The 18,584-nt window shown below is 51.4% G+C and carries 19 protein-coding genes; 6 read left to right on the top strand and 13 right to left on the bottom strand.

Annotated elements, in window-relative coordinates:
• Positions 1–29: 29 nt before the first annotated feature.
• Both NYE70_RS03385 and NYE70_RS03380 read left to right on the top strand, forming a co-directional pair.
• Entirely contained in the window at positions 30–326 is a 297-nt protein-coding gene (locus NYE70_RS03385) for a metal-sulfur cluster assembly factor (protein WP_211021469.1), read from the top strand.
• Positions 310–453: a hypothetical protein gene (locus NYE70_RS03380; RefSeq protein ID WP_341044974.1), complete on the top strand. Its 144-nt coding sequence runs from the start codon at positions 310–312 to the stop codon at positions 451–453. The genes NYE70_RS03385 and NYE70_RS03380 overlap by 17 nt, the downstream gene beginning before the upstream one ends.
• A 183-nt stretch (positions 454–636) precedes the next feature.
• On the opposite strand, the gene NYE70_RS03375 is transcribed toward NYE70_RS03380, so the two are convergent.
• From NYE70_RS03375 to NYE70_RS03365, 3 genes are all read right to left on the bottom strand, one after another.
• Positions 637–1,017 (bottom strand): cupredoxin domain-containing protein, encoded by a 381-nt coding sequence (locus NYE70_RS03375; RefSeq protein WP_341044973.1) that lies wholly within the window; start codon positions 1,015–1,017, stop codon positions 637–639.
• A 202-nt stretch (positions 1,018–1,219) separates the two neighbouring features.
• On the bottom strand, positions 1,220–2,689 hold the full coding sequence (locus tag NYE70_RS03370; RefSeq protein ID WP_211021467.1) for a PTS transporter subunit EIIC: 1,470 nt from the start codon (positions 2,687–2,689) through the stop codon (positions 1,220–1,222).
• A 32-nt stretch (positions 2,690–2,721) separates the two neighbouring features.
• Positions 2,722–3,222: a PTS sugar transporter subunit IIA gene (locus tag NYE70_RS03365; protein WP_341044972.1), complete on the bottom strand. Its 501-nt coding sequence runs from the start codon at positions 3,220–3,222 to the stop codon at positions 2,722–2,724.
• A 367-nt stretch (positions 3,223–3,589) separates the two neighbouring features.
• On the opposite strand from NYE70_RS03365, the gene NYE70_RS03360 reads away from it, so the two are divergent.
• Positions 3,590–5,779 (top strand): YhgE/Pip domain-containing protein, encoded by a 2,190-nt coding sequence (locus tag NYE70_RS03360; protein WP_341044971.1) that lies wholly within the window; start codon positions 3,590–3,592, stop codon positions 5,777–5,779.
• Between the two features lie 41 nt (positions 5,780–5,820).
• Here NYE70_RS03360 and NYE70_RS03355 read toward each other — a convergent pair whose 3' ends face one another.
• Positions 5,821–6,363, bottom strand: a complete 543-nt coding sequence (locus NYE70_RS03355) for a general stress protein (RefSeq protein ID WP_213654184.1) — start codon at positions 6,361–6,363, stop codon at positions 5,821–5,823.
• A gap of 74 nt (positions 6,364–6,437) precedes the next feature.
• Complete coding sequence (gene hrpB / locus NYE70_RS03350; RefSeq protein WP_341044970.1) at positions 6,438–8,990, bottom strand: ATP-dependent helicase HrpB; 2,553 nt, start codon at positions 8,988–8,990, stop codon at positions 6,438–6,440.
• 176 nt (positions 8,991–9,166) lie between these two features.
• Here hrpB and NYE70_RS03345 point away from each other — a divergent pair, with 176 nt between their 5' ends.
• Both NYE70_RS03345 and gluQRS read left to right on the top strand, forming a co-directional pair.
• A complete protein-coding gene (locus tag NYE70_RS03345; RefSeq protein WP_341044969.1) occupies positions 9,167–10,498 on the top strand; it encodes a hemolysin family protein in 1,332 nt (443 codons plus the stop codon).
• A gap of 15 nt (positions 10,499–10,513) precedes the next feature.
• Positions 10,514–11,479 (top strand): tRNA glutamyl-Q(34) synthetase GluQRS, encoded by a 966-nt coding sequence (gluQRS, locus tag NYE70_RS03340; RefSeq protein WP_341044968.1) that lies wholly within the window; start codon positions 10,514–10,516, stop codon positions 11,477–11,479.
• Positions 11,480–11,548: 69 nt separating this feature from the next.
• Here the strand turns inward: gluQRS and NYE70_RS03335 are convergent, their stop codons facing one another.
• From NYE70_RS03335 to NYE70_RS03315, 5 genes are all read right to left on the bottom strand, one after another.
• Positions 11,549–12,355: an SDR family oxidoreductase gene (locus NYE70_RS03335; protein ID WP_341044967.1), complete on the bottom strand. Its 807-nt coding sequence runs from the start codon at positions 12,353–12,355 to the stop codon at positions 11,549–11,551.
• A gap of 98 nt (positions 12,356–12,453) precedes the next feature.
• A complete protein-coding gene (locus tag NYE70_RS03330) occupies positions 12,454–13,092 on the bottom strand; it encodes an ABC-2 transporter permease (protein WP_290405896.1) in 639 nt (212 codons plus the stop codon).
• The gene (locus NYE70_RS03325; RefSeq protein ID WP_341044966.1) at positions 13,085–13,951 is read right to left on the bottom strand and encodes an ABC transporter ATP-binding protein; all 867 of its coding nucleotides are present in this window, start codon (positions 13,949–13,951) and stop codon (positions 13,085–13,087) included. The genes NYE70_RS03330 and NYE70_RS03325 overlap by 8 nt, the downstream gene beginning before the upstream one ends.
• Complete coding sequence (locus tag NYE70_RS03320; RefSeq protein ID WP_211021457.1) at positions 13,948–14,334, bottom strand: GntR family transcriptional regulator; 387 nt, start codon at positions 14,332–14,334, stop codon at positions 13,948–13,950. The genes NYE70_RS03325 and NYE70_RS03320 overlap by 4 nt, the downstream gene beginning before the upstream one ends.
• A gap of 183 nt (positions 14,335–14,517) precedes the next feature.
• On the bottom strand, positions 14,518–15,345 hold the full coding sequence (locus NYE70_RS03315) for a hypothetical protein (RefSeq protein WP_341044964.1): 828 nt from the start codon (positions 15,343–15,345) through the stop codon (positions 14,518–14,520).
• A gap of 360 nt (positions 15,346–15,705) precedes the next feature.
• Between NYE70_RS03315 and NYE70_RS03310 the strand changes: the two genes are divergently transcribed.
• On the top strand, positions 15,706–15,945 hold the full coding sequence (locus NYE70_RS03310; protein WP_211021455.1) for a hypothetical protein: 240 nt from the start codon (positions 15,706–15,708) through the stop codon (positions 15,943–15,945).
• Between the two features lie 72 nt (positions 15,946–16,017).
• Here the strand turns inward: NYE70_RS03310 and NYE70_RS03305 are convergent, their stop codons facing one another.
• The 3 genes from NYE70_RS03305 to NYE70_RS03295 all read right to left on the bottom strand — a co-directional run bounded on the left by NYE70_RS03305 (position 16,018) and on the right by NYE70_RS03295 (position 18,538).
• Positions 16,018–16,158, bottom strand: coding sequence for a hypothetical protein (locus NYE70_RS03305; protein WP_211021454.1), 141 nt, complete (start codon positions 16,156–16,158; stop codon positions 16,018–16,020).
• A 184-nt stretch (positions 16,159–16,342) separates the two neighbouring features.
• Entirely contained in the window at positions 16,343–17,431 is a 1,089-nt protein-coding gene (gene rsgA, locus NYE70_RS03300; protein ID WP_445323826.1) for a ribosome small subunit-dependent GTPase A, read from the bottom strand.
• 408 nt (positions 17,432–17,839) lie between these two features.
• Positions 17,840–18,538: an HAD family hydrolase gene (locus NYE70_RS03295; RefSeq protein WP_341044962.1), complete on the bottom strand. Its 699-nt coding sequence runs from the start codon at positions 18,536–18,538 to the stop codon at positions 17,840–17,842.
• Positions 18,539–18,584: the final 46 nt, after the last annotated feature.

Below are 18,584 nucleotides of genomic sequence, written 5' to 3'. Positions count from 1 at the left end.
TAAACTATATTTTTATGGAGGGCTCAAAAATGGACCGCACTGCACAAATTCGCGAAATGCTAAAAGAAGTTTATGACCCCGAGCTGGGCGTCAACATTGTCGATCTAGGGCTTGTCTTCGACATCCGGGATCTGGGTGATCAAATTTATGTACAGATGACACTCACTACCCCGGGATGCCCGATGCATGACACGATTGTCGGGGGTGTCAAATACGTGATAGAGGATCAGTTGAACGTCGCTGTCGTCGATGTCGATCTGGTCTGGGAACCCCGTTGGTCCCCGGAAATGATGTCACCGGAAGCCAAACGTGAGTTGGGATTTTAAACAAAAAAAGCACCTGCAACGTGCGAAAGCCGTTGCAGGTGCTTTTTTACTTTTCTCCCTTGCTGAACTAAAAAATCAATTATATAGACTGAGTTTAGAAATTGATGCAGGCAAGGGAGTAAAATGATTCCGTCAGAAGCGGAGCGTTCGCCTTTGGTTCCGGATTTCTACCCCTTAAGAATTGATAATATCAAGAAATCTGGAACCAACAACGATCGAAGGAACATTTTACGTACTTGTCCCCATCAGTTCACATTAGCTCAGTCTATATTTTGCCCGCATTGATTATTTAGTTCAGCCCATTCCCCTTTTATTTGACGATCAACTTCCCTGTCATGGCCTTATGATTTTTGCCGCAAGAGATATTACAGGAAAACACAAACTTCCCCGCTTTATCCGCTACGAACGTAATAGTCTTTCCGCCTCTTACTTCCTTATTGTATCCCTTAATTTTCAGCGAGTGCATGCCTTGTTCGTTTTTGAGCGTGATCTTTACGGTATCCCCCTGCTTGACTTTAATCTCCGTCATATCATAGCCCGTGCTGCGGGCGTGAACTGTAAATTGCTTAACAGGACCTTTCCCGGCCTGACCTATAGCATTTTGATCTCCAATCTTACCGCAAGCCGGCAGTACGACTAAAGCCGCTGTAATGGCGAGGGCAAGAGTGCGTTTCGTTAATTTCTCGATCATACGGCTTCCTCCTTTTACAGGTAAACACCTCTAAACTTATTGTATGATGCCTCTTCCGCCCCGCTTGTGATTCCCATCACAAATGAGTCGTTATCGTTTTATTCGCGTACTTAATCCAAGAAAAAGCCCCTTTGCACATTAAAAAGCAGGGTGGATCTTGATCCACCCTGCTTACAGAGGCCTTGCTTAGCCTTATCTAATTTTACAGCATTGTTTTGATTTCATCCTTGATTCCTTCGGATTGTGGTCCAAATACGACCTGAACAGCACCTTTGCCGAGCCTCATAACCCCGGAAGCACCAAGCTTTTTCAATCCGGCGTCGTTTACAATCTTCTCATCTTTAACGATAAGACGCAGACGTGTGATACAAGCATCCACGGATTCGATGTTGCTAGGTCCGCCAAGTTGAGTCAAGATTTGAGCAGAACGGCTGTTTGAAGATACAGCTCCACCAGAAGTTGTTTCTTCTTCTACAACCTCAACATCATCAAAATCATCTTCACGGCCCGGTGTTTTCAGGTTCATCTTCACAATAAGGAAGCGGAACAACACATAGTATACCAAGGCGGTGACGAGACCCACTGGAATGAGTAACAGCGGTTTTGTAGAAATTCCGTAGTTTATCGCATAGTCAATGAAACCGGCCGAGAAACCAAATCCAAGTTTCATGCCAAGCGCGGTAGTAACATACGCTGCGATACCGGATAATACGACGTGCACACCATAAAGAACAGGAGCAACGAACATGAACGCAAATTCCAGAGGTTCAGTAATACCCGTCAAGAAAGAAGCAAATGCAGCACCCACGAAGATAGACGCAACCGTTTTACGTCTTTCTGGTTTAGCTGTATGGATAATAGCGAATGCTGCTGCTGGAAGACCGAACATCATAACCGGGAAGAACCCTGTCATGAACATACCTGCTGATCTGTCTCCCGCGAAGAAACGATACAAGTCACCATGAATAACATCGCCTGCAGCGTTCGTGAAGTCGCCGATTTGGAACCAAACGATCGAGTTAATAATGTGATGCAGTCCAAATGGTACGAGGAGGCGGTTAGCAACAATATGAATTGCGGATCCTACCCCGCCAAGGCTTGTAACCCAGTTGCCGAAGGTATCCAGAACACTTTGAATCGGCCCCCAGATCAAACCGAAAATCAAACCAACGAAAATCATTGTAAAAGCGGTTACCATAGGAACGAAACGTTTGCCTCCGAAGAAGCCGAGCCAATCCGGAAGCTTGATCTTATGATATTTATTGTATAGAAAAGCTGAGATACAACCTACAAAGATACCCCCGAGAACACCCATGTTCAATTTAGTATCCGCGCCTGCTTGCATTAAGCCCGGAAATATTCCCGGTACGATAGCAAGCACTTTAAGTAAAATTAACTGTCCAATGACGGCTGACAAAGCCGCAACGGCGTCACCCGCAAGCCCGATCGCAACACCGACTGCAAAAATTAAAGGCAGGTTGTCAAAGATCGTGCCCCCGCCCGCAGTCAGAAACGGGGCGATGTAAGTATTAAAGAACCCCCCAACACTATCTCCGAAGTGAAAATCTTTGATGTAATCAACGGCGCCGAAGCGATTCAGGATTGCTGCCGCTGGTAACGTTGCTACCGGTAGCATCAATGACTTCCCGATTTTTTGAAGAAAAGCCAACATTCCAAATCATCCTTTCCTTTTTGTAGTACTATCTAAGACTTCAAAACCGCTTTTAAAATGACATCTCTGCCTGTTGTCACAGGTCCGGTGAGTGTCTCTAGTCCGCTAGCCACTTCGTCAGCGTTTGTAACAATGATCGGGGTGATGACCGGATATCCTGCTTCTTTGATTTTCGAGATGTCGAACTCGATCAGGACTTGCCCTGCTTTCACCTTATCTCCCGTAGACACATGGGAGTTAAAACCTTCCCCTTTTAAAGACACCGTGTTGATCCCGATGTGGAACAAAAATTGCATTCCTTCAGCATTCTCAACCATTACCGCGTGACTGGACTTAATGACATGGACCACGGTCCCGTCGAACGGCGCAATCAGTTTCCCCTCCTCAGGCTCAATAGCGATCCCCTGCCCCATATGCCCTCCGGCAAAAGCCTCATCGGGAACCTCCGACAAAGGAACGGCCCGCCCTGTAACCGGCGCGGCAACCTCTACAACTTTAGACTCAGCAGATTTCTTTCTCCATTTTGAAAACATCTTTTGGACCCTCCTATCCGAATTGAGTGAGTGACTGCAGTGTAAAACAACGGCTAAATCCCCACTATTTTATACCGATTGCATGTTGCATGATGTTTAATATTATGCCTGGCGAGTCGATGTATTATTTTCAAAAGGCAATAAAAAGAGCCAAGAAAAGAAGCCTATTGAACTAGGTCAGCTTTCCTTGGCTCATGCCCATTAGCAGTAACGGTAACACGCCATATGAAATCGGTTTTTTGTTATGTGCTAATCATAAATCAAGCATCTCCCACTCGTCAATAGAAATTTTGAAAGCGGTATCTATTCGAATGGATTAGGGGTCCTGGTGGGATACTAGCGCTCAAAAGACGAAACGGGGCCTCTCATGAAACCGATATTTGCAATTTATATAAAAGATCTGCGAGGAATCGTCACGAACTGGGCTGCGGCGGTGATTATAGGCGGATTGATCATCCTCCCTTCGCTCTATGCCTGGTTCAATATAAAAGCTTCCTGGGATCCTTACGGCCAAACTTCCGGGATTCGGGTTGCGGTCGTAAACCAGGATGCAGGGTCGACTTTGAGGGGACAATCCTTGAAGATCGGCGATGAAATCATCTCCTCACTTCGAGAAAATCATAATATAGGATGGATATTCACCAGCGAAGATAAAGCGATGAAAGGATTAAAAAGAGGGCAGTACTACGCCGTAATCGTGATTCCCGATTCCTTTTCCGCGCGGATTGCTTCGGTATTAACGCCGACCCCGGAGAAAGCAGAGATTCTGTATTATGTGAACGAAAAAATAAACGCGGTCGCTCCGAAAATCACCGCCAAGGGCGCGAGCTCTGTCACCAGCGAAGTAAACCGGAATTTCATCAAAACGGCTAACGGGGCGATCTTCAGCATCTTCAATCAGATCGGACTAGAACTAAAGCAGGAGCTTCCGTTAATCCGTAAAATGAAAACCTTGGCATTGCGATTTCAGGAATTGTACCCGGAAATCAACCAGGCAGCAGGGACGGCTGTAGATGATTTGCATGCCACTCAAAACATCGTAGGCAAAGTTCAGAATGAGCTGCCGCATGCCGCTGAATTGGCGGATAAAGGAAAGCAATGGGCCGACAACACTTCAGCTTTTCTGAACCGGGGCGGCGAGGTTTTGGAGACATCTTCTCCTATCGTAAAAGATACCCTTATCCAGTTGACGCAAGCGGCGGACCTGGCATCCCGTACCACCGGACTTCTGTTGGCGAAATTGGAACAAGACAATGAAGATGAAAGTAAAGAATTGCTGACCCCGCAGCAGTCCGAGCATCTGACCCAGGGTCTTTCCGTTGCGGCGGGTATGGCCGAATCACTCGCTGACATGCTGGCACGTTTGGAGCCCTCGGCGCCCGGGAACAAACTGACCGGAGCCGTTGCCGAACTTCGCCAAGCCGGCGGCGAATTCAATCAAATGGCCGGTCTCTTCCCTGGCGTTCGCTCCTCGGCCGTTGAGACCGGAGCCGCTCCAGGCCTTAAAGACGCCGCAATAGCAGCGCTGACCAAGCTGCATGGCTTGGCTGAATCGGCAGCCGACCGGCTTAACCGGCTGTCCGGCAACTTCGACAATATCATTCAGCCCGCTATTAAATCGGCGATGGATACACTGAAGCAGGAAGCAAGCCATGCCGGGAAATTACTTCAGGAAGCGACGGGTGATCTTCCCGTCATCGACAAGGTGCTTACCGATGCCGGAAAAGGGCTTACTGCAGCTATTAAGGGGGCCGAGGAGATTCGCAAGGAACTCCCGACAGCCGAAAAAAAGCTCCAGGAAGTAACCCGGAGGATCACCTCGCTCGAGAAGGAAGGAACCTTGGAGGATCTGATCGGATTACTAAGCCTGGATTTTGCCAAGGAAAGTGAGTTTTTCGCCGAGCCGGTCATTTTGAAGGAGAACCGGGTGTTCCCTATTCCGAATTACGGTTCGGCGATGTCTCCGTTTTTCACGACGTTGTCGGTTTGGGTCGGGGGATTGCTGCTTGTATCCATGCTTACCGTCGAGGTCCATGACCGGCTTGACGGTATCCGCAGTTACCACGAATATTTGGGGAGGTTTCTCACCTTCTTGACGTTGGCGCTTCTGCAAACCGTGTTCACAACCGTGGGTGACCTCCTGATTCTCGGCACGTACGCCGCCGATCCGGTCCGATTCGTACTGTATGGGCTGCTGCTCGCCGCGGTATTTATGCTCATCATTTATACGCTCGTTTCCGTATTCGGGAACGTAGGAAAAGCGATGGCCATCGTCCTGCTGGTATTACAGTTAGCCGGCTCGGGAGGCACATTCCCGATCCAGGTGACTCCGCCGTTTTTTCAAGCGATCTATCCCTTCCTTCCCTTTACGTACGGCATTAGCCTGATGCGGGAAGCTGTCGGCGGGAGCGTGCAGGACATCGTCACCAGAGACATTTATGTATTGTTGCTCTATGCGGGATTATCACTCGCTTTGGGACTTGGGCTCAAAAAGTCCGTAAATAAGGCGGCCGCCAAATGGGTCGAGAAGGCCAAATCCGGCCACTTGATCCATTAGACGCCGCCCGGGCGTGATGTCTTATGAGTTACAATAATTGGTTACAAACGACTCGAAGGATCGTCGCGGTACGGGTCGACCAGACCGGCAGCGTAAATATCCGAGTTCAGCGAACGATTACTCCGGAAAGTGTCATAGACATGGCTGCTGCGGTTGTCCTCATCCACCAGGACAAGAATCTTGCCTTCATCCAGATAGGACTCGTACGCTTTCGCTTCATTTTCCGGGATACCGAGACCGATCAGTCCTCCGGCAAGGCCGCCCGCTCCAGCCCCGGCAGCCATCCCGGTCAACGCCGCCGCAATCGGACCTGCGGCTATGACCGGACCGATCCCGGGAATGGCGAGAGCTCCGATGCCTGCCAGCAGACCGGCTACGCCGCCCAACAAACCGCCTGTCGTCGCGCCCACGGCTACGCCTTCCGGCGCCTTGCTTCCTGTCTCATCCTGGATCGCTTCACGGTCCCGGCGGTCCCGGGACAACACGGAAATCTCTTCCGCTGAAAATCCCTGCTGTTGGAGTGCTTCGATGGCAGCAGTAGCTTCCCTTTCGCTTTCAAAAACACCGACTATTTTTTTGCTCATAGGGATCAACCTCCTGGTAAACTGGTTTCCCTTCATTACCCTTAGGTTGCGAGCCTCAAACCCGTCCCCTTTTTCTATTTTCCATTCCCTGGACGGACCCGGCGGGTCGCGGTTGCCTCCAAGGGATCATCCGGCCAATAATGCTTGGGGTATCGGCCCTTCAGGTCTTTTTTCACTTCAAAATAGGTGTTATTCCAAAAACTGGTTAAGTCTGCCGTCACTTGCACCGGCCTGCTGGCAGGTGACAACAGATGCAGCGTAATCGGAATCCGTCCGTAACCAATCCGCGGCGTCTCCATCATCCCAAACACTTCCTGGAGACGCACGGATGCATAGGGCGCTTGCGGCCCGTCATATTGGACCGGGATCTTTGAACCGCTCGGCACGAGCAAATGGGTTGGAGCTTCTTCGTTCAGCTCCTGTACCAGCTGCCAGCCAAGGCGATTTTCAAGGATTTGGTGTAGGGACAAGGTCTGCAAATCCGACTTTTTGCGGAAGCCGGCCACGTAGGGAGCAAACCATTCGGCCGCTTCCTGCGACAAGGCTTCATCAGAGACGTCCGGCCATCGTTCTTCATTCATCTGCCGCAAGAACAGAATTCTGGCCTGAAGCTGCCTCGATTTAGCATTCCAAGGCAAAATGGTTGGCCCCTGCTCCGCCACGATTCGCAGCAGGGCCTGAAGGACCAGCTCCGGCGAAGGCTTGGGATCCGGTTGATCCTTCAGCACGATAGCGCCGAGGGACAAGATAATTCGTGCCCGAACGGCTCCGATTTCCTCGTTCCATTCAGCCGTCTTCTCTTCCTTCAGCTCGTCCCCGTAATATTCGGTCAACCAGGACTCTTGCATCGGAGCAGCCAGAAGAATCCTGCCTTCCGTGCCCTCGTCATCCACCTCGGCGATCGCCAGAAAGTCTTCCGCGCTAAGCAGTTGCTGGCGGGCAAAAGCCGCGCCTCTGCCGGAACGCAGCAAGTACCTCCCGTCTCCTCGGCGCCGGGCGATTCGATCCGGATAAGCAAACGAAATGAGTAGGCCGCACATGTTCCACCAGTCTCCGGCGGCATCGGTAACGACCGAATCCGGCAGCTGAGCCTCCAGCCGGTTCTCCCACTGCCGGCTGACCGTAAGCAGCCGCTGGATGTCCGCGCTGCCGGCCGTATGCCCATCATTGTGGGTAGCATGATGGGTATGGCCGCTATCTCCGCCGGCGGCCATTAGAATCGCGAGGCGGCTGCGCAGGTCGCCGTCGCTGCCCGCGGTCGGGCCTTTGATGAGGCCCGGTTCCTCCAGCAGCGCGGCCAGGCGGCATGCTGCCCGCCCAAGGCCGAGCGGCCGGGCGCGCAGGAGCATATGCGCGAGCCGCGGGTGCAGGCCGAGCGCGGCCATACGCCGGCCGTGGCCGGTGATGCGGCCGGCGGCATCGAGCGCGCCGAGCTGGCGCAGCAGCTGCACGGCCTGGCCGTAAGGCGCCGCCGGGGGCGCGTCGAGCCACGCCAGCTCGGCCGGGGACTCGGCGCCCCAGGCCGCCAGCTCCAGCGCCAGCGGCGTCAAGTCCGCCTCCAGCATTTCCGGAGGCGTGCTCGGCGCAAGCGCCCGGTCCTCCGCCTCCGTCCAGAGGCGGTAACACGTCCCGGGCGCCGTGCGGCCCGCCCGGCCGCGCCGCTGGTCGGCGGCATCGCGGGCGGCGCGCACCGTGACGAGCCGGCTCATGCCGGTGCGCGGCGAGAACAGCGCGGTCCGGCGCAGCCCGCTGTCGATCACGACCGTGACGCCTGACACCGTCAGGCTGGTCTCGGCGATCGACGTGGCCAGCACGACCTTGCGCCCGCCATCCGGCGCCGCCCCGATCGCCCGCTGCTGCTGCTCTTGCGGCAGCGCGCCGTACAGCGGCGCCACCGTCACGCCCGCGGGCACCTGCCCCGCGAGCGCCGATTCGACCCGGCGAATTTCACGCGCGCCGGGCAAAAAGACCAGGACGCTGCCCTCATGCTCGGCCAGCGCCCGATGCACCGTCCGCGCGACCGCCGCTTCCAGCGTCTCCCCTTGCGGACGGCCGGCAAACACCGTCTCCACCGGGTACATCCGTCCCCGGCTTTGAACCACCGGCGCATTCCCGAGCAGCTCCGCCACCGGACTTGCGTCCAGCGTGGCGGACATCACTAGAATGCGCAAGTCTTCGCGCAGCAGCTGCCTGCTCTGAAGCGCCAGCGCCAGTCCCAGATCGGCATGCAGGCTGCGCTCATGAAATTCATCGAAGATCAGAAGGCCCGTGCCGATCAGCGCCGGGTCATTCTGCAGCATTCGCGTGAGAATACCTTCCGTAACCACCGTAATTCTGGTACGGGAGGACACCTTGCTCTCGGTGCGGATCCGGTACCCCACCGTCTCCCCTACTCGCTCGCCCAGTTGCCCGGCCATATAGAGCGCGGCCGATCTGGCGGCGAGCCTGCGAGGCTCCAGCAGAATCATCTGCTGTCCTTCCATCCAGGGCTCGTTCAATAGCTCCAACGGCGTACGCGTCGTTTTTCCCGCACCCGGCTCCGCAATCAGCACGGCGGCCCCGGCGGAATTCAATTGTTCCCGAAGACTAGGTATCACTTCATCTATAGGCATCGATAATGTATTCATCTTTATCTCCTTACGGGGTTACACTATTTCAAAATCGAACAATCCGGCATAAACAAGCCTTCACGGATAACTCATTTTATCATACTCGAAAAGCCCGGTGTTTTCTTTGATGCACTGGAATCTCTCTTGTATAATTAGAAAAGGTTTGCCGGTCACGGGAGGGAAATTTAACGATCATGAATCCGGACGGAACCCCTTGGAGTTTCTTGCTGATTATTCTGCTGGTCATGATGACCGCTTTTTTCGTCATCGCGGAGTTTTCTCTCCGCGGTTTGCGTTCCGGCCGGGCGGAGACGCTGCTTCGCGAGGGCCGCAGATCCGCGGCTGCACTGGTGAAACTGATGCGCAGGCCGCAACAGGCGCTCTCTGCCTGCCAGCTCGGCATCACGGTAACTTCGCTTCTTCTCGGATGGTTGGCGCAGCCGTTGGCCCAAGTTTGGCTGAACCCCCTCTTCAGGCTGGTCATGCTTCCGGAAACGCTCGAAGCGGTATTATCCTTTGCCATAGCATTTCTGGTAATAACTTATTTGCATGTAGTTCTAGGCGCAACGGTGCCCCGAATGCTGGCCGCCCAAAAAGGCGAGTCCTTCGCCCTCGCCGCGTCCCGGCCGCTGCTATGGTTCACCGGGATGATGTCTCCTCTGGTCTGGCTCCTCAATCGCTCTTCCGGCCGTATCGTCTCCATTCTGGGGCTACGTTCCACAACAGGGAGCGATGATGCGCACTCGGAAGAGGAGCTTCAGGAGCTGCTCAGCGCAAGTCTGGAGCACGGAGAGATCAACAGCAATGAATATAATTATTTGAGCCGAATCTTTGCGTTCGACGAGCTGTCCGCCAAGGATATCATGGTTCCGCGGACAGATATGGTCTGTCTCTATGCCAACAAAACGCGGGAAGAAAACCTGGAGATCATCAAATCGGAGCAATATACCCGTTTTCCCGTCATCCGTAAGAATAAAGACGACATTATCGGCGTGATTAATACGAAGCAGCTGTTCTTGAATTACGAAGACCAGCCTGATGCTCCTCTAGCTTCGCTGGTTCGGCCGGTAATGACCGCTTCGGAAAACATCCCTTTGACCAAGCTGCTTGCCCGTATGCAAAAAGAACGCTCCCATATCGCCCTCCTGATCGACGAATACGGCGGCACCTCCGGGATGATCACGATCGAGGATGTACTGGAGGAAATCGTCGGCGAAATCCGCGACGAATTCGATACGGAAGAGGAGCAGGAAATTACGATTCTCAAGAAGAATCATCTTATCGTGGACGGCAAAGTATCGATCTCCCACATCAATGATCTCCTGCTCACGGATTTGGAGGACGACGATACCGATACAATCGGGGGCTGGGTCTACGGCCATGACATCGATATTGAAGAAGGAACCCGGCTCGATTATGGCGAGTTCAGCTTTACGGTGCTGGAACGGGAGGATAGCCGCATACGGAAAATCGAGATCGAGAAAATGGATGGCCCCAAACAAATTGAAGAGACCGACGGTTTTTAAAGGAAGTGAATCACAATGAAAAGGGGAAGATTTGCCCCTACGCCCTCCGGCGACATGCATCTCGGAAATGCAAAAATCGCCCTGCTCTCCTGGCTGCAGATGAGGGCGGCGGGCGGGGTATTTATCCTGCGGATTGAAGATATCGACATACAGCGCTCCAAACCGGAAATTACGGAGCGGATTTTGGAAGACCTTCGATGGCTCGGGCTGGATTGGGATGAAGGCCCGGGTACCGATCCCGCCGGCGGCCCTTATTGGCAAAGTCAGCGCGGGTCTTATTATGAAGAAGCCCTTCGGAAACTTCAGGAAGCCGGAAGGCTGTACCCTTGTTATTGCAGCCGGGCCGAGCTGCTGGCCGTGGCCGGAGCGCCGCACGGACTATCGTCCGAAGGTGCGCCGTATCCCGGAACCTGCCGCAGCCTAAGCCTCGAAGAGCGCCAGGAACGGGAGGCCCGCAAGACGCCGTCGCTCCGGTTCGCTATCGGAAACGAACCGGTCCGATTCCTGGACGGTATATTCGGACCGCAGAGCTTTCCGCCGGGCAGCGGCGGTGATTTCGTAGTCCGGCGGGCGGACGGGATGTATTCCTATCAGCTCGCCGTAACGGTCGATGATGCTCTGATGGGCATCACCGATGTGCTGCGAGGCGGCGATCTGCTGGACTCGACGCCGCGCCAGCTTGAGATTTACACCGCACTGGGCTATACACCGCCGGCGTTTGCGCATGCTCCGCTGCTGCTGGGCGAAGACGGTCGCCGGCTGGCCAAGCGCCACGGAGATCTCGGACTCGCCAGCTTGCGGGCTGCGGGTACACGCCCCGAGGCCGTCATCGGCTGGCTGGCCTATATCAGCGGATTGATCGACCGGTTCGAACCGGTCGCTGCCGTTGAACTGATCTCCGGCTTCAGTTTGGATCACGTTTCCCGGGAACCGTTTATTCTGAAGCCGGCTCATTTACAACAGCTCTTAACCTGCCATTAAACAGTAAAACCTTCAAACCCCCTTTTACTGGGGCTTGAAGGTTTTATTAATGTCTACTTAGATGCTCCGTTACAGCAAAGATTCCGCACCATCGATTACGATTCTCGCACCGGTTACATGTACAGACTCGTCGGAAGCCAAGAATGCGACTAAATCGGCTACATTTTCCGGCTGCCCCGGACCGTCGGCCAACGGCTGAGCCCCTTCAGGGTATTCCACCGGAATAATGATCTCTTCCAGCTCCTCGCTGATTTCGGAGGTTGAATCGATATTCGTAGCGATTGCTCCGGGACAGATCGCATTGACCCGGATTTTGAACTTAGCCAGTTCCAGGGCTGTCATTTTCGTAAAAGCGACCTGCCCTGCCTTGGTCGTACTGTACGCCGACATCCCGAATCCGGCAAAACGGTCGTTCCCGTTGATCGAACTGGTGATGATGATGCTGCCTCCTCCTTGCTTTTTCAAGTGAGGTACAGTATATTTCACGGTCAGAAACGTGCCGTTCAAGTTAATGCGCATCGTTTTTTCCCAGTCCTCGAAGCTCATTTCGTCCACCGGGGCCAAAGCGCCGTTGATTCCCGCGTTAGCGAACACGATGTCGATCCCGCCAAACGCCTTGACTACCTCTTCCACCGCTTCCTCCATCCGCACCGGATCGGATACGTCCACGTCGAAGGCGCGCGAAACGCCGCGGTAAATATTGTTGATCTGGTGTTCCGTTGTGCGGGTGCGATCATTCATCAGATCAAAGAGCGCGACCTTGGCCCCTTCGTTTGCCAGCTTGATCGCCGTCGCTTTGCCAATTCCGGACCCCGCTCCGGTCACGATCGCTGTCTTTCCCTGAAAACGCTGACGATTGCTTTGATTTTCAGCCATGATGCCACACGCTCCTATTATTAAATGGGTTAAGGACTTAGTAAAGTTCCTGTCTCAAGATTACCCAAAAAGAGGTGCGGTTTAATCACCCGCCAAGCTTACAAATCCTTTTTCCTGAAAATTGCAAGCGATATTTGATACGATATAAACACCACCAGCGCCGTAGCGCTCGCAATAAGGACGCTCGCTGCCAATGAATGGGCGGATACCCATTCCAGCGGTCGGGACATGTCCTCGCTGCCCAGCAATGACGATACCGCTCCGTTGCTGACCATAATGATGATCATCATCGCCATATTCAGAAACTGGGCTCCCTTCAATCCGAGCCAATAATAGAGCGGCAAGTAGATGGACGTAAACAGCGTCATGGAAATGAATGTTCCGATTACGAGCGAAGCGTTTATTTTTAATGTTCCGTAATCCACTAAATCCGTGACCATGTTCATCAATAAGCAAACAGCGATCCCCAAAATCAGAAAAATAAAGGAGGACGCATATTTCGAAAAAATGAGATAATTTCGTTTCACCGGAAGGCTGACCAGAAATTGCTGGTTCGGCAGTCTCATATCCGTCCCGATCGCTAAAATGAGCAGCAGGCCCGGGAGCAATCCATATAGGAGCGCAGAATCATTACTTTGGATAAATCCCGAAAAAATGAATGCATAGATTACAATCAGCCATAAATAACGCTGAACAAGAATGAGATCCTTGCGAACCAAGCAGATGATTTTAGGCATGCTGTTTACCCCCTTTAGACGTAAAATACATAATATCCTCCAGGGTAGGCCGTTGATAAAGCACTTTGTCCCCGAAAAGCTTTACCGCTTTATCCCGGTTTCCGGACAGCCCTTCGAATCCAACCTCCGTCTCGCGGATCCCGATCATTTCTTTACGGATGTCACCGTCCAGCAATTCCTTCGCGCCCTTGACGACCGAGTATCTCTCCAAGATTTCATCTTTGTTATCCGAAAATACAAGCCGGCCGCGGTCAATAAACGTCACATAGTCGGCTACCCGGTCTAAATCCGTCGTCAAGTGCGATGAGAAAAGAATCGTATTTTCCTCCTCCAAAATATAGTCCGCCAGAAGGTCGAGCAGTTCCCGCCGAAAGACAGGATCCAGACCGGCCGTCGGCTCGTCCATGATCAGGAGCGAGGGATGATGCGACAGAGCCAGTGCGATCGCATATTTGGTCTTCATGCCTTTGGAGCAATCCTTGATTTTTTTCCGGGACGGCAATTCAAACAAATCCATATATTTAAGGTAAAGATCTTCATCCCACCGGGCATAAAAAGGAGCGATAATCCGCTTCATCTGTTCCATGGACAAATACTCGTAAAAAATATTTTCGTCCGAAATATACCCGATTTCTTGTTTGTAATTTCCTTCCGTCGCCCCGGCATTTTGACCCAACACGGTGATGACTCCCCCGTCAGGTACGATCATCCCCATAATTGCCTTGATAATCGTGCTCTTACCGGCCCCGTTTGGCCCGATAAGTCCCGTAATATAACCGCGCGGCACCGGAAAAGAAATATCGTTCATCGCATAGCCGCCATAGCTTTTGGATAACCCCTTCACTTCAACTGCATTCATTTATCAGGACCTCCCTCATTCTCCAGCAATCTGATCCAATCGATTAATTCATCCACGCTGACGGGAATGCTGCGGCTTTCCTCCAGCAATTCTTTGATTTTGTCCTCCAGCATGCGTATCCGCTGTTCGCGGATAAACTCCTGGTTTCCTCCGGCCACGAAGGAACCCTTCCCGACCACGGAATCGATAAGTCCCTCTTGTTCAAGCTCGTTATATGCGCGTTTTGTCGTAATGACGCTGATTTGCAAATCCTTCGCCAATTGGCGGATGGACGGCAGCGGGGTTCCAGGGAGTAGTTCTCCCTGCAAGATGCTCCCTCGCATCTGTCTGACAATCTGCAAATAAATCGGCTCGCCCGAAGAAGGAGACAGTAAAATGTTCATGGTCACCTTCCTTATCACTGTTCACTTTGTCGTTAATGTATATATACAATATATACACTATACACGATTCAGTCAATATAATTACAATAAAAAAAATAAATGCAAAAAAACAGCCCCTGACCCGGAGCTGTTCCTTGTATTATGCCATTACCCGGTTACACCGGAGACGTAATTAATATATATCTATTCCGTAAGACCTTGTCCGCTTGGCTGCTGAAACCAATGCTGCAGCATTTCTTGAAATTTCTCGCTCGGTGTCGGAGTGGCGATCAGCCAATCCTCATCCTCTCTGGAACTGGTACGGATCAGCCAGTTCATATGATGATTATTGATAAATTTAGCGCTCTGTCTCTCCCAGTTCTCTCCATGACGGGCATAGAACCTTAGGTCTCCGTGAGACACGCTGGTTTTCATGCACTTGGCGAGTGCAATGATTCCCTCTTGGTCATCCGATACTTTGGACAACTCCGCTAAAATATCATCCATCTCCAATTCATCCAAATGCTTCACGATTTCTTCAAATTGACGCCTGGACAGCAGTAGAGCCGGTAATTCTCCCGGGGTATGCATATTCCATTTCAGCTTGCCGGCCAGCACCCCGCATGCTTTGTTTACCTCGCCAATCTCATCCATCCGGTGGAGGGTCGGATCCTCAGGCATCCTCTCCAGCGTGACGACCCGCTCGTTTGTAATATGTAAAAATTCTTCGTTTATTTGCGTTCCGGTTTTGTATTTCATCCAGCAGGCTTTATCCGAGAACAACAGTGCGGCCAGTCTGGAGAACATCTCCTGTGGAATTGCGATATCTCCCACAGCTCTATTTATGACGCCTTTTGCAATCAGAGATTCGCGGACATCATCCCGGTTCTCCGTTGCTTCATTCTGCAAATATCCCCGAAAGGGATTCTCCATACAGTCCAGGCAATCCGCGCCCAGCAAATCCGCCAAATAAAATAATTCTTTTGAATCTAGCGTTAAAGCTGATTCTTGCGACGTATTAGCTACTATCATTCTATTAACCTCCTTTGCTTCAATTCGTCGATTGCTCTCTCTTTATGAACATAAATTGATATACTGTTATTTTTCGGGATGTTGTAATCATACCACTGTTTAAAATGCTGTTGATCGGAAATTTATGGTAATCTATTACAAAGTACCCATTAATCTAGGAGCTGAATCACATTTTTTTACGCAGTATGAAACTTATTTTCGTATTTATCCGTAATAAAATGAAAAGGCAACCATAGAATTCTATCATTTTTGGCTGCCCGTCACAAAACCTTAATTGAATTATAATGTAATCTTAATCTATTTTTAAGATTTCTGCTTTACAATGTGTATTATGAGACCACTGTATAGAGGTGATTAGCTATGAAAATTTTAATAACTTTCCAAGACAACCAAGTTCCCGTATATTTTAACACCGATACCAAACAACCCGTACAACGTACATTGAAACTACTGACTAGTGCACTGGAAAATAAGATTCGCACCGGAAAACAAGCTTTGAAGAAATGCCTGAATTCATTGATCAGTATCGAAATTGAAGGCTCCGAGGCGATCCTTCACAGCAAGAGCGAGTTTGATTCCTTGGCTCTTTCGCTTTATTAAGCAAAGCACGTAACACTTTGCATGTTACAGACATATTTATGATTTATGAAAATAAAGAGGCCCGGGCGACGGTTAATAAGCTGTCGTCTTGTGGGCCTCTTCTTCATGCATCGCCTTCTCGATCCGGATCAGCAACAAACGCAGCAGATTCACACGCATCGGTTCATAGGTGCAGGTTTGTATTTTCTTAATAATAAACCGGTCTATGGCCATATTCCTCATCCTCCATCAGGTAATCTCTCAGCAGGAACATTTTTCCTGCCTTGTTCTTACTCCTAATTTAACCCGATTCTCGAGGTTTAAACGGCTAAACGCCGCGTCTGACAAGGATTCTTAGTGTTCGACATGTTTCTTCCGGTTCGCTGACTTGCTACCTAAGCCGTCCTTTAATTCCTTATTATTCCATTTGTTGCTCGAAACGTCTACGCTGCTCCCCTTTCCCCCGAGGGGCCTCTTTTTTACCTTTTGTTCTCCGATCATTTCTCTGGCGTTGCCGCTCCTTCGAGGCTTGGAATTTCAATTCCTTCCGGGTTTTACGGTAATTATCAAGCCTTTTACGGTCCAGCTCGCCGCTGTTTACGGCCTCTTGCACCGCGCATCCGGCTTCCCGCTCATGCAGGCAATCTCCGAACCGGCATTGCGCAGCAAGTTCTTCAATATCGTTAAAGGCCTCGGACCAGCCGCTTCCGGCATCGTCCCATAGCTGCAGTTCCCGCATTCCCGGCGTATCGATCATCACCGCTCCTTGCGGGAGCACGAACATTTCTCTGTGAGTCGTCGTATGGCGGCCGCGGCTGTCGCTTTCCCGGATGTCCTGGGTAAGCTGGACCTCCTCATTGGCGAGCCAGTTCAGGATCGTCGATTTGCCCGCGCCCGAAGAGCCGGTTAGAGCAATGGTCATGCCGGGCTGCAGCAGGGCCTCCAGCTCTTCTCTTCCCTGATCTTGGGCGGCACTGACCGCGATGACCGGAACTCCCGGAGCGATATTTTCCGTTTCCCTTACAAAACGTGCAGGATCCTCACAAAGATCCGCCTTGCTCAACAAAATGACAGGACTCGCTCCGCTATTCCAAGCCATAACCAGATAACGCTCCAAACGGCGAAGATTAAAATCCAAATTCAGTGCAGCCACGAGCAGCAATACGTCAACATTTGCGGCGATCATTTGCTCTACCGGCACCGAGCCTGCAGCCCTACGGGATATCCGGCTGGATCTCGGCAGAATACCATGGATCATGCCGTCCTTTTCCCCGTCGGAAAAATACCGCAGTGCTACCCAATCCCCTACAGCCGGATAGTCGCTTCTGTCCGGAAGCTCATGCTGAAGCTTCCCGGATAGTTCGGCCCATCCTTCCCCCCGCTTTGTAATTACGCGGTATTTATGCCCGTGATCGGCTACGATCCGTCCAGGTTCGGCATCTTCCAGCTTCAGCTCTGCAAAAGCCGTCTCCCATCTAAGGCCCCAACCGAGCATATTCATATCCAGGGTGTTATCTTGCAAACTGTTTACTTTTAATTTTGAATTCAAATCGAATTCCTCCAATTCGCTATATAGTTGCTTCTTTTCAAAGGGACAATAAAAACAAAAAAGACGCGGCCAAAAGCACCCGCGCCCTCATCTCCGCAAGAACAGCAAATAAAACTCCGGAGACGAAAAAACCGCAGGACCGTTACGGTCCTGCGGCAATATTCCATTGTCAAGACAGTTCTATCGTTGTTCCGATAAACAACGAAAAACGCCTGCTAACAGTTATCCCGTTCAGAGACCGTAATCATATGTTGGATTGTTGTGAATACCGTTTGGTTTACTCCGTACATAATTACCAGCCTCCTTGAAAAGATTTGTCTACATCATATTCGAATCAGGAAACATTTGTCAACCTGTACTTGAAATTCACTTCGCCGTTAAACAGGATGCCTGAAGCAATGGAGCGACTTCATCCAATTCCTTGATCGTGTGCCAAGGTGTGCCGCCCTCCAGATCAGGAGACCAAACGTGCTTTCGAAGCAGCCATATCCCACGGATTCCTATCTGAGCGGCTCCCCAGATGTCGTTGCGGGGATGATCGCCGACAATCACCGTATCCTCCGCACGGACGCCAAGTTTTTTCAATGCGAGTCGGTAGATTCTTTCATCCGGCTTTTTGATGCCGATATCACCGGATACGACTATTGCGTCGAAATGATCCCTCAGCTCCAGCAGATCAATTTTCCTATGCTGCAAATGACTAAATCCGTTCGTAATGATACCCAACTTAAGTCCCAGCGAACGGCAAGCCTTTAAAGTTTCAACCGCATGCTCCATTATACGGGCGTGAGACATGTAGTTTTTATCATAATAAGACTTCAGCTCCGTCAAATCCGGCTTGACTATCCATGGCAGTTCCTGTATCAGTTCCTTGAAAAAGCCCTCTTTCGGACGGTATCCATCCGCGTCGCTCTCAATCATATATTCAATAATCCGTTCCGTCTCCTCCGGACCGCTGACCTTCACCCGTTCGCTTATTAATTGCCTGGCGAATCCCCGGAAAGTCCGGTCTCGGTCCATGAGCGTGTTGTCTAAATCGAACAAAACCGCTTTAATCTGTTCCATACCTACTCCCCCATTTCTGTATATCTCTCTCCCTCTATTGTAAAAC

Origin of the sequence: Paenibacillus sp. FSL R5-0407 (assembly GCF_038009185.1) — a bacterium.
Taxonomy (GTDB): Bacteria; Bacillota; Bacilli; order Paenibacillales; family Paenibacillaceae; genus Fontibacillus; species Fontibacillus vini.
Note: the sequence above shows the minus strand (reverse complement) of the source record. Positions and strands in the feature narration are given on the sequence as shown.

Coding starts and splice junctions, on each gene's coding strand:
- NYE70_RS03385 (WP_211021469.1), top strand. CDS start 30: ATGGACCGCACTGCACAAATTCGCGAAATGCTAAAAGAAGTTTATGAC.
- NYE70_RS03375 (WP_341044973.1), bottom strand. CDS start 1,017: ATGATCGAGAAATTAACGAAACGCACTCTTGCCCTCGCCATTACAGCG.
- NYE70_RS03370 (WP_211021467.1), bottom strand. CDS start 2,689: ATGTTGGCTTTTCTTCAAAAAATCGGGAAGTCATTGATGCTACCGGTA.
- NYE70_RS03365 (WP_341044972.1), bottom strand. CDS start 3,222: ATGTTTTCAAAATGGAGAAAGAAATCTGCTGAGTCTAAAGTTGTAGAG.
- NYE70_RS03360 (WP_341044971.1), top strand. CDS start 3,590: ATGAAACCGATATTTGCAATTTATATAAAAGATCTGCGAGGAATCGTC.
- NYE70_RS03355 (WP_213654184.1), bottom strand. CDS start 6,363: ATGAGCAAAAAAATAGTCGGTGTTTTTGAAAGCGAAAGGGAAGCTACT.
- hrpB (WP_341044970.1), bottom strand. CDS start 8,990: ATGAATACATTATCGATGCCTATAGATGAAGTGATACCTAGTCTTCGG.
- NYE70_RS03345 (WP_341044969.1), top strand. CDS start 9,167: ATGAATCCGGACGGAACCCCTTGGAGTTTCTTGCTGATTATTCTGCTG.
- gluQRS (WP_341044968.1), top strand. CDS start 10,514: ATGAAAAGGGGAAGATTTGCCCCTACGCCCTCCGGCGACATGCATCTC.
- NYE70_RS03335 (WP_341044967.1), bottom strand. CDS start 12,355: ATGGCTGAAAATCAAAGCAATCGTCAGCGTTTTCAGGGAAAGACAGCG.
- NYE70_RS03330 (WP_290405896.1), bottom strand. CDS start 13,092: ATGCCTAAAATCATCTGCTTGGTTCGCAAGGATCTCATTCTTGTTCAG.
- NYE70_RS03325 (WP_341044966.1), bottom strand. CDS start 13,951: ATGAATGCAGTTGAAGTGAAGGGGTTATCCAAAAGCTATGGCGGCTAT.
- NYE70_RS03320 (WP_211021457.1), bottom strand. CDS start 14,334: ATGAACATTTTACTGTCTCCTTCTTCGGGCGAGCCGATTTATTTGCAG.
- NYE70_RS03315 (WP_341044964.1), bottom strand. CDS start 15,345: ATGATAGTAGCTAATACGTCGCAAGAATCAGCTTTAACGCTAGATTCA.
- NYE70_RS03310 (WP_211021455.1), top strand. CDS start 15,706: ATGAAAATTTTAATAACTTTCCAAGACAACCAAGTTCCCGTATATTTT.
- NYE70_RS03305 (WP_211021454.1), bottom strand. CDS start 16,158: ATGGCCATAGACCGGTTTATTATTAAGAAAATACAAACCTGCACCTAT.
- NYE70_RS03295 (WP_341044962.1), bottom strand. CDS start 18,538: ATGGAACAGATTAAAGCGGTTTTGTTCGATTTAGACAACACGCTCATG.